8 protein-coding genes and 1 tRNA gene are annotated in these 7,377 nt (G+C 59.9%); 8 read left to right on the top strand and 1 reads right to left on the bottom strand.

Annotated elements, in window-relative coordinates; genetic code table 11:
- The 5 genes from KGL31_06600 to KGL31_06620 form a co-directional block, all read left to right on the top strand.
- On the top strand, positions 1-1,038 hold a 1,038-nt coding region (locus KGL31_06600), incomplete at its 5' end, for an adenylosuccinate synthase (protein MDE2321574.1).
- Positions 1,039-1,078: 40 nt separating this feature from the next.
- Positions 1,079-1,154: transfer RNA gene (locus tag KGL31_06605), tRNA-Lys, on the top strand.
- A 411-nt stretch (positions 1,155-1,565) separates the two neighbouring features.
- Positions 1,566-2,354, top strand: coding sequence for a hypothetical protein (locus KGL31_06610; GenBank protein ID MDE2321575.1), 789 nt, complete (start codon positions 1,566-1,568; stop codon positions 2,352-2,354).
- Between the two features lie 107 nt (positions 2,355-2,461).
- Complete coding sequence (locus KGL31_06615) at positions 2,462-2,665, top strand: hypothetical protein (protein ID MDE2321576.1); 204 nt, start codon at positions 2,462-2,464, stop codon at positions 2,663-2,665.
- A complete protein-coding gene (locus tag KGL31_06620) occupies positions 2,662-4,509 on the top strand; it encodes a bifunctional DNA primase/polymerase (protein ID MDE2321577.1) in 1,848 nt (615 codons plus the stop codon). Before KGL31_06615 ends, KGL31_06620 begins: the two co-directional genes overlap by 4 nt.
- Here the strand turns inward: KGL31_06620 and KGL31_06625 are convergent.
- Positions 4,489-5,577 (bottom strand): IS630 family transposase, encoded by a 1,089-nt coding sequence (locus KGL31_06625; GenBank protein ID MDE2321578.1) that lies wholly within the window; start codon positions 5,575-5,577, stop codon positions 4,489-4,491. The genes KGL31_06620 and KGL31_06625 overlap by 21 nt on opposite strands.
- A gap of 28 nt (positions 5,578-5,605) precedes the next feature.
- Between KGL31_06625 and KGL31_06630 the strand changes: the two genes are divergently transcribed.
- From KGL31_06630 to KGL31_06640, 3 genes are all read left to right on the top strand, one after another.
- Positions 5,606-6,187 carry a DUF3631 domain-containing protein gene (locus KGL31_06630; GenBank protein MDE2321579.1) on the top strand — a complete coding sequence of 194 codons (582 nt, stop codon included), beginning with the start codon at positions 5,606-5,608 and terminating at the stop codon, positions 6,185-6,187.
- Positions 6,184-6,576 (top strand): hypothetical protein, encoded by a 393-nt coding sequence (locus KGL31_06635; GenBank protein ID MDE2321580.1) that lies wholly within the window; start codon positions 6,184-6,186, stop codon positions 6,574-6,576. The genes KGL31_06630 and KGL31_06635 overlap by 4 nt, the downstream gene beginning before the upstream one ends.
- A 96-nt stretch (positions 6,577-6,672) precedes the next feature.
- On the top strand, positions 6,673-7,377 hold a 705-nt coding region (locus tag KGL31_06640; protein MDE2321581.1), incomplete at its 3' end, for a hypothetical protein.

Raw genomic sequence — 7,377 nt, forward strand, 5'->3', positions numbered from 1 at the left:
AAGATCGAGGAGAACTTCTTTATCAGCAAAAACGCGCATCTGGTGCTCCCCTACCATACGATACTGGATGCTGAACAGGAGCGGCTCCGAGAGGGTCGGCAGATCGGGACTACCCGACGCGGGATCGGTCCGGCCTATGTCGATAAGATGGCGAGGACAGGGATCCGGGTGGGCGATCTGACCGACCGTGACCTCTTCAAGGAGCGCCTCCGCAGTAATCTTGAAGAGAAGCGAGCTCAGTTTCCCGGGCATCGGGAGCTGCAGGAACTCGATCACGAAAAAATGGCGGCGGAGCAACTTGAGCAGTTCGAGCGCATTCGCGGCTTCGTGGTGGACAGCTCCCTCGTCATTTACGATCTGATCAAAGCTGGGAAGAGCGTCCTGTTTGAGGGGGCGCAGGGGACCCTCCTGGACGTCGATCTCGGGACCTACCCCTACGTCACCTCATCGAGCGCCACGGCCGGAGGCGCCTGCACCGGGATTGGGGTGAGTCCGCTCACGATCGACGGCGTCCTCGGCGTGACCAAAGCCTATACGACGCGCGTCGGCGAGGGTCCGATGCCGACGGAGCTTACGGATGCAATCGGTCAGATGCTACAGACGCGCGGGCAGGAGTTCGGAGCCACGACGGGGCGGCCGAGGCGCTGCGGCTGGTTCGATGCCGTGGCTGTCAGGTACAGCGCCAGGATCAACGGCCTCTCGGCCCTCGCCCTTATGAAACTGGACGTCCTGGATGCCTGTGACTCAATCCGGATCTGTACGAGCTATCAATGCAACGGTGCGATTCTTGGGGAATTTCCGAATGAGACCGGTCTCCTGCAGGCGTGTGAGCCGATCTATGAAGAGGTACCCGGCTGGAACCAGAGCATTGCCGGCATCACCTCATACAAGCGCCTGCCGGCCAACTGCCGGGCCTATATCGAGCGGATTGAGGGGCTGACAGGGGTTAAGGCAGGGCTCATCTCCACAGGGCCCCGGCGGGACCAGACGATCCTTCGCTCGACGCCGGCCTTGCGGCAGTGGGGGCTGACACGCTAAGTTTTCTCTGGATTATCGCGCCGCAAGTTCTCTGCATGACGACCCGTTAGCTCAGTTGGCAGAGCTCCTGCCTTTTAAGCAGGGAGTCCCGGGTTCGAGTCCCGGACGGGTCACCACCCCTCTTCCTATCTGCATGAAAACGCTGAATAATCCTGTAGTCACGCACACTTAGACGCTTGGCACGAACCATGCTAGGCTACGATGGAAAACGACCAAAATAGACCTGGAATGTACACTGGGATGTACACTGACTTTTTCTGGCGTTTTCTACACGTGCCCCCCATACCCCCACTTCTCGAACGCTTGACCCCCTACCCAAAAAGTTCGCTTGGCTCCGCGCAAATTTTTCTTCTCCGGGGGGATTCACAAGACCATTAGCTACGCTGGGGCACACGGCGCGAGAGGGCGGATGAGAGAAACGTGCTAAGCTGATCACACACACACCCGGCCTACCGTGACGACGGGAAAAGTCGGCATCCTGACCGACCTGGCCGGGTCACCTTCAGGCGCTTCGACAGGAGGGAGCCATGCCGAGACGAAAGACCGACCCCACGATCCCCGTTTCCGACCCCCCGACTCCTGAACAGAAGGCGCGGACCCTGGCCACACGGCTACAAGCGGCTATAGAGGCTGCTCCAGTGAAGCAAGACGCATGGACCTCCGACTGGTGTTCCCTGCTACATGCATTGAGGGACGTTGCTTTCCCCGAAGGAGATGACCCGGAGCATAAACGGCTGGAACAGCGCGGGGGACAGGGGGACATCGGGGCCTTGGCTGAGCTGATTCAACGGGACCCGGACTATCTCAAGACCCCCCAGGTAGTCATGGCGATCCGCGTGCTTCGCTTCCGCATGGTCCATGCCCGTACCCCTAAGCAACAGCGGGAGGCCAAGGCGGGACTAGAGATGCTGGCCAAGGCGCTGCTGCCGGACCTGCGAGGGAACAAGTGTTCTCCTGCTCCTTCCGACGTGGCCCGCGTGTATCGTGATATGCTGGCCGCCTACCAAGCCGTCAAGCAAGGGAAGGAGCCCCCGACGGTGCAGCTTCCCCGTGGCTACTGGCCGGATACTGGACCCTGCCCCACTCACGTCACCCCTGCTGGACCGTATACGCCCGTCAAAGGGAAGCTGCCGCTGCTTCCCTCTCCCACCTTCACGATTCCCAAAGAGGACCTTGTGCAGCTCAAAGACTGGAAAGGCGGGAGCAACACCCCAGCAAGGTTAGCCCTGAAGCGGACGGCGGAACTCTTTGGGCTATCAGAGTATTCGATTGAGAAGTACAAGGCGCTTGGAAAAAAGGAGAGAACTGGTAAATAAAACCCCCTCTCTTTCGACGGATTCCTGCACGCTGTTCCTCAGCGAAGATAGGCGTAGAGCGAAGATGCTTTACGCCTTTGTTGTTTTTCGGGAAAGGAGTACATGCGATGCAGCACACGAAGCAGGTCTCTATCGAGAAGACGGCGGAACGGCTCTCGGTTTCTCCACGGTCCCTGGCGGATCGACGGTATCGGGTTCGACTTGGGCTGGCGGCGGTACGGATCGGAAGGCGGCTCACGTTCTCAGAAAGCGACATCGAGAAGCTGATCCGGGAAGGGCGCGAACGGCTACCCGGTGAGGGGCGACGATGACCGGCGCGGCGACGGCAACAATGCTTGAGTCGGCGCTAGACCTTGCCCGCCGCGGCTGGCCGGTCTTCCCGCTCCACACCATCATTGACGGACGCTGTACATGCAAAGATGATGACTGTGAAAAGAGTGCTGGAAAACACCCGAGGATTGCGGGCGGATTCACCTATGCGTCAACGGTCGAACTGACAATCACGCACTGGTGGACGCGATGGCCTGACGCGAATATCGGGATTGCCACCGGCAAAGCGAGCGGGTTTTTTGTCGTCGATGTGGACCCCAGGCACGGCGGCGACGATACTCTCCGGGAGCTTGAGGCGCAACACGGCGAGCTGCCTTCAACGGTTGAAAGTCAAACGGGCGGCGGTGGGTTTCACAAGCTCTTCAAGTACCCAGGCTACCCAATCAAATCAGGCTCAGGTGTGCTCGGTTCTGGCTTGGACATTAAGAGTGATGGTGGCTATATCGTGGCCCCCGAAAGTCTCCATGAGAGCGGTCAGCGGTATGTGTGGGAAGCATCGAGCCACCCGAATGACGTAGCGATTGCTGAACCGCCGGCTTGGTTGCTGACGATGCTCACGGCGAAGGCGAACGGCAACGGACAGGAGCGACGGACACAGGGGGACTGGCTGGCATTGCTGCAAGGTGCACCCAGTGGCACACGCTACGACGTAGCGACACAAATTGCGGGTCACTTCCTCGGGATCGGGAGGCCAGTCGAAGAGGTGGAGGCGATGCTCCTTGGTTTCCTCAGTCAATGCACACCTCCCGGCGACGCGAAGGGACAGGCGAAGATCCGGCGGATGGTGAGGGACTTCTCGGCCAAGGATGCGACCAAGGATGCGGTGAATGGCAACACCAACAGCAACAGCGACCCCCTGGCCCCTCTCCGAGCGCTGGCTGAGTCACCGCCAGCAGCAGGCGTCGAGGCGGCGTTACGGCTGGTTGTCGGGTCGCTGGCTGGAGTCGATGGGTTGAAGCGTGCAACGCTCAGACAAGAGGCGTTGTCGATCCTAAAAGCCAAAAAGGTAGAAGGCCCGGCAAAGCTGGTTGACGCGGCCTGGGCGCTTGCAAGCGGTTCGACCGATGAGGGCGGAGCGCAACCGCTCACTCTGGCCGGCCCTGAGCCCTGGCCGGAGTCCGTAGACGGTGCGGCGCTCCTGGAGGAGATCGAGAGCACCCTCACCCGATTCGTCATTCTTCCCCGAGGCGCAGCAACGGCGATTGCGCTGTGGGTCCTACATGCGTACTGCTTGGCGGCCTTCGCGGTGACGCCTATCCTAGCGGTTGTGAGTGCGACCATGCGGTGCGGGAAATCGACTCTCTTGAATCTGCTCTCCGGTTTACTCCCAAAGGCCCTTCCTGTCGCCAACATCACTCCGGCGGCGCTGTTTCGTTGCATCGAGCAATTTACCCCGAGTCTGCTGATCGACGAGGGTGACACGTTTTTAACCATGTCGGAGGAATTGCGCGGCGTACTGAATGCGGGCCATACGCGGACGGCTGGGGTAGTGCGTACAGTGGGCGAGGAGTTTGAGCCTCGAATCTTTAAGGTCTTCTGTCCGAAGGTACTCGCCATGATCGGCAAGCCCCCAGGAACCATCGAGGATCGGTCGATTGTCATTCCCATGAAGCGCAAGACCTCCGGCGAGCAGGCGCAACGGTTTCGACTCAAGCAGCTTGAGGCCCTGGCCCCCCTCTGCCAGAAGTCGGCGCGGTGGGCGCTAGACCATATTGAGGAGCTTCGAGACGCGGACCCTGCTGTCCCCGATAGCCTGAATGATCGCGCGGCTGATAACTGGCGGCCCCTGCTCGCCATTGCGGACCTAGTGTTCCGTCCCAGCTAATTCTTGACAGCGACGCACCTTCTCGAGGATTACGTCGGCACGGGCGGTCCAGACGAATGGCTGGGGTTCGTTGTTCCAGTGCGCCAACCACTGGTAGATTGCGTGCTCCAACTCCGCCACGCTGCGAAAGGTGCCGCGCCGGATCATCCGATCGGTGATGAGGGCGAACCACCGCTCCACTTGGTTGAGCCACGAACTGCTGGTCGGGGTGAAGTGGAACTGGAAGCGGCGGCGGCGCTTGGGCTTCAGCCACCGCTGCACAGCGGCGCTTTTGTGCGTACTGTAGTTGTCTACGATGAGGTGCACCTCCAGGTCCGACGGCACGTCGTGTTCCAACTGGTCGAGGAACTTCACGAACTCTTTGCCGCGGTGGCGCGGCTGGCAGCTCCCAATGACCTTGCCGGTGAGAATGTTGAAGGCCGCAAATAGCGTGGTGGTCCCATAGCGTTTGTAATCGTGGGTTTGCCGTTCCGGCCATCCGGGGTGTAGCGGCAAGAGAGGCGCCGTGCGATCCAGCGCTTGGATTTGGCTCTTCTCGTCCACGCACAGGACCAACGCACGCTCCGGCGGGTTGAGATAGAGGCCCACGATGTCGCGCACGCGCTCTTCGAACTGTGGATCCGTGGAGAGCTTGAACCGCTCGACTCGGTGGGGCTGGATCGCGTGGCGTTGCCAGACGCGTTGGATCATCATACGTGAGAGACCCAGGTACCGGGCCAGCGTGCGGACACTCCAGTGGGTCCCATGCGGCGATCGCATCTTCAGTGTCGTGTCCAGAATCCGCTGCTCCACCGCCGGGGTGCATACCGGCCCCGTCCGGTGGCGCTGTGGCCGCTGCTGCATGGCCGCGATCCCCCCATGGCTGAAGGCCACGCGCGTCGCCATTACGGTCGGCCGGGACAGCCCGGTTTGCTGCGCGATGGCGTAGTTGGAGACGCCTTGACTGGCCAGCAGGATCACCTGACACCGGCGCGCCACCCGCTGCGTTGTCGTTCCTGCGCGGACCACGGTGTCCAACTGTTGCTTCTGGGGAGCATTTAGCGTCAGAGCAGGCACCCGAGTGAACATGCATCATTAGATCACAAGTCATCTTGTATTGTCAAGTGTTGTACGGGACGGGACACTAGCGGGCGGCGACTGGGCCGCCCGAGCGCGAGATGCGGCGCTGATCTTGTCCGGCGGAGAACGGGACCCCGAGGCCGACGGCATGGGCGCGTTGTTGATTGGAGATACCGTCACGATCTTCAAAGACCGAGGTGTTGACCGACTGGCTACTACCGACTTGATCGGTGAGCTGGTGAAGATCGAAGGGAGGCCCTGGCCAGAATGGAACAAAGGAGGGAAGCCTATCACACCCCGCGGGCTGGCGAAGCTCTTAAAGCCGTTCGGGATACGACCGAAAGTGGAGCGGGTTGGCAACGATACCTTTCGCGGATACGAAGGGCATGCCTTCGATGATGCTTGTTCCCGCTACTTTCAAGATTCTAATGTGTTACATCCGTTACAACCTAATAAAAACAATGACTTAGGCCCTAAATTCAATGTGTTACAAACCCCCGATGTTACGCATACGAAAAGCGACCTAAGTATTGAGAAACAAAGGAATGTTACGCATGTTACGGATAGAAACCCCGAAAATGGCCTAAGCGACCTACGTGAGGAGGTGTGTGTCCTATGATGGCGGCGGAGCTGATTCAAGAGGCGCGAACGGCTGGCGTCACCTTGACCTCTCTTCCGGATGGCAGGCTGCAAGCGACTGGGAGGCCCCAGGTTCCGTCAGAACTGAAGGCGAGATTGAGCACCCACAAGGCGGAGGTGGTGGCGCTACTTCAAGCGTGCGATGTGCTGACCGACCTGTACCGGCGTTACTGGACATTATCAGAAACCGAAGAGCCGATGGCGACCTTCCAGTCATTGCACCAAGAGATCGACCGGATTGAAAACCAAGTGGGAGCAGACACAGCCTGGCGCACCCTGGAAGTCGAGGCGAGGCGCTGGTATCAGGAGAAAAGTCGGTGCCCCTTTTGTGGAAAAGACGAACTGCATCTGACCGAGGGAAGCCGATGAGGCGCGGGAGCAGCTTGGCGTCCTGGCTCAAAGGCGTGAGGCCCGAGAGTAGCTTTCGCAAGATCAAGCGCCGCAAACCTCCGCAACGAGTACACGATGAAAAAAGAGAGGAGAGGCATGGTAGAGTTAACACTCGAAGAGAAGCTTCGTGAACGGCAAGATCGATTGCGCGATGCGCTGGCCCGCCCCCGCGCTGAAGTCGTACAGCGGGTGGCTCGCTGGTTGGGCGACCTCCGCTTTGGAGACAGCTTTCACGCTCTCGAGGACATCGAGCAGCGCGTTTTGCCCCTGGTTGACGACATCCGGCGCGGTATCGAGGACGTTCAAGGCATCCAGACGGGGTACGCGGCAGCACTAGCGGAACGGCAGCGGGAAGTCACTCGGGTAAAGACGGAGCTTGAAAACCTTGACGCCCTAGACCCGAGCCGACGCCGACGTTTCGAGTCATACCACCTGGCACAGGCTGACATGAGCATCTACGAGGAGAGCAGAGAGGCGATTGAGGCGAGCCGAACGGAACTGGAGCGAGGCTTTCAACAGCGGGTGCAGAACCTGGAGCCCACCATCGAGCGATACATCACCGCGAAGATCACGGCGATGGTGAAGGAGGCTGAAGAGGTGCTTGAGGCGGCGCGGGGAAAAATGGTCCATGCGGAGCAGTTGACCCAAACATTGCAGTTAAAAAAGCATCGTTTTGTCCGTGACCCTTTGGTATCGTGGGGTTTGCTCACCAACCACGTACACAATGGAGGGACAAAACGATGCAGGCACAGGTTACCCCGTTGGATGGCTCCAAAGCAA

It is taken from the genome of Candidatus Methylomirabilota bacterium, assembly GCA_028870115.1.
GTDB lineage: Bacteria > Methylomirabilota > Methylomirabilia > Methylomirabilales > Methylomirabilaceae > Methylomirabilis.

What these genes read in the sequence shown, in the direction of transcription:
- KGL31_06610 (MDE2321575.1), top strand. Translation starts at nt 1,566, where the DNA reads ATGCCGAGACGAAAGACCGACCCCACGATCCCCGTTTCCGACCCCCCG.
- KGL31_06615 (MDE2321576.1), top strand. Translation starts at nt 2,462, where the DNA reads ATGCAGCACACGAAGCAGGTCTCTATCGAGAAGACGGCGGAACGGCTC.
- KGL31_06620 (MDE2321577.1), top strand. Translation starts at nt 2,662, where the DNA reads ATGACCGGCGCGGCGACGGCAACAATGCTTGAGTCGGCGCTAGACCTT.
- KGL31_06625 (MDE2321578.1), bottom strand. Translation starts at nt 5,577, where the DNA reads ATGTTCACTCGGGTGCCTGCTCTGACGCTAAATGCTCCCCAGAAGCAA.
- KGL31_06635 (MDE2321580.1), top strand. Translation starts at nt 6,184, where the DNA reads ATGATGGCGGCGGAGCTGATTCAAGAGGCGCGAACGGCTGGCGTCACC.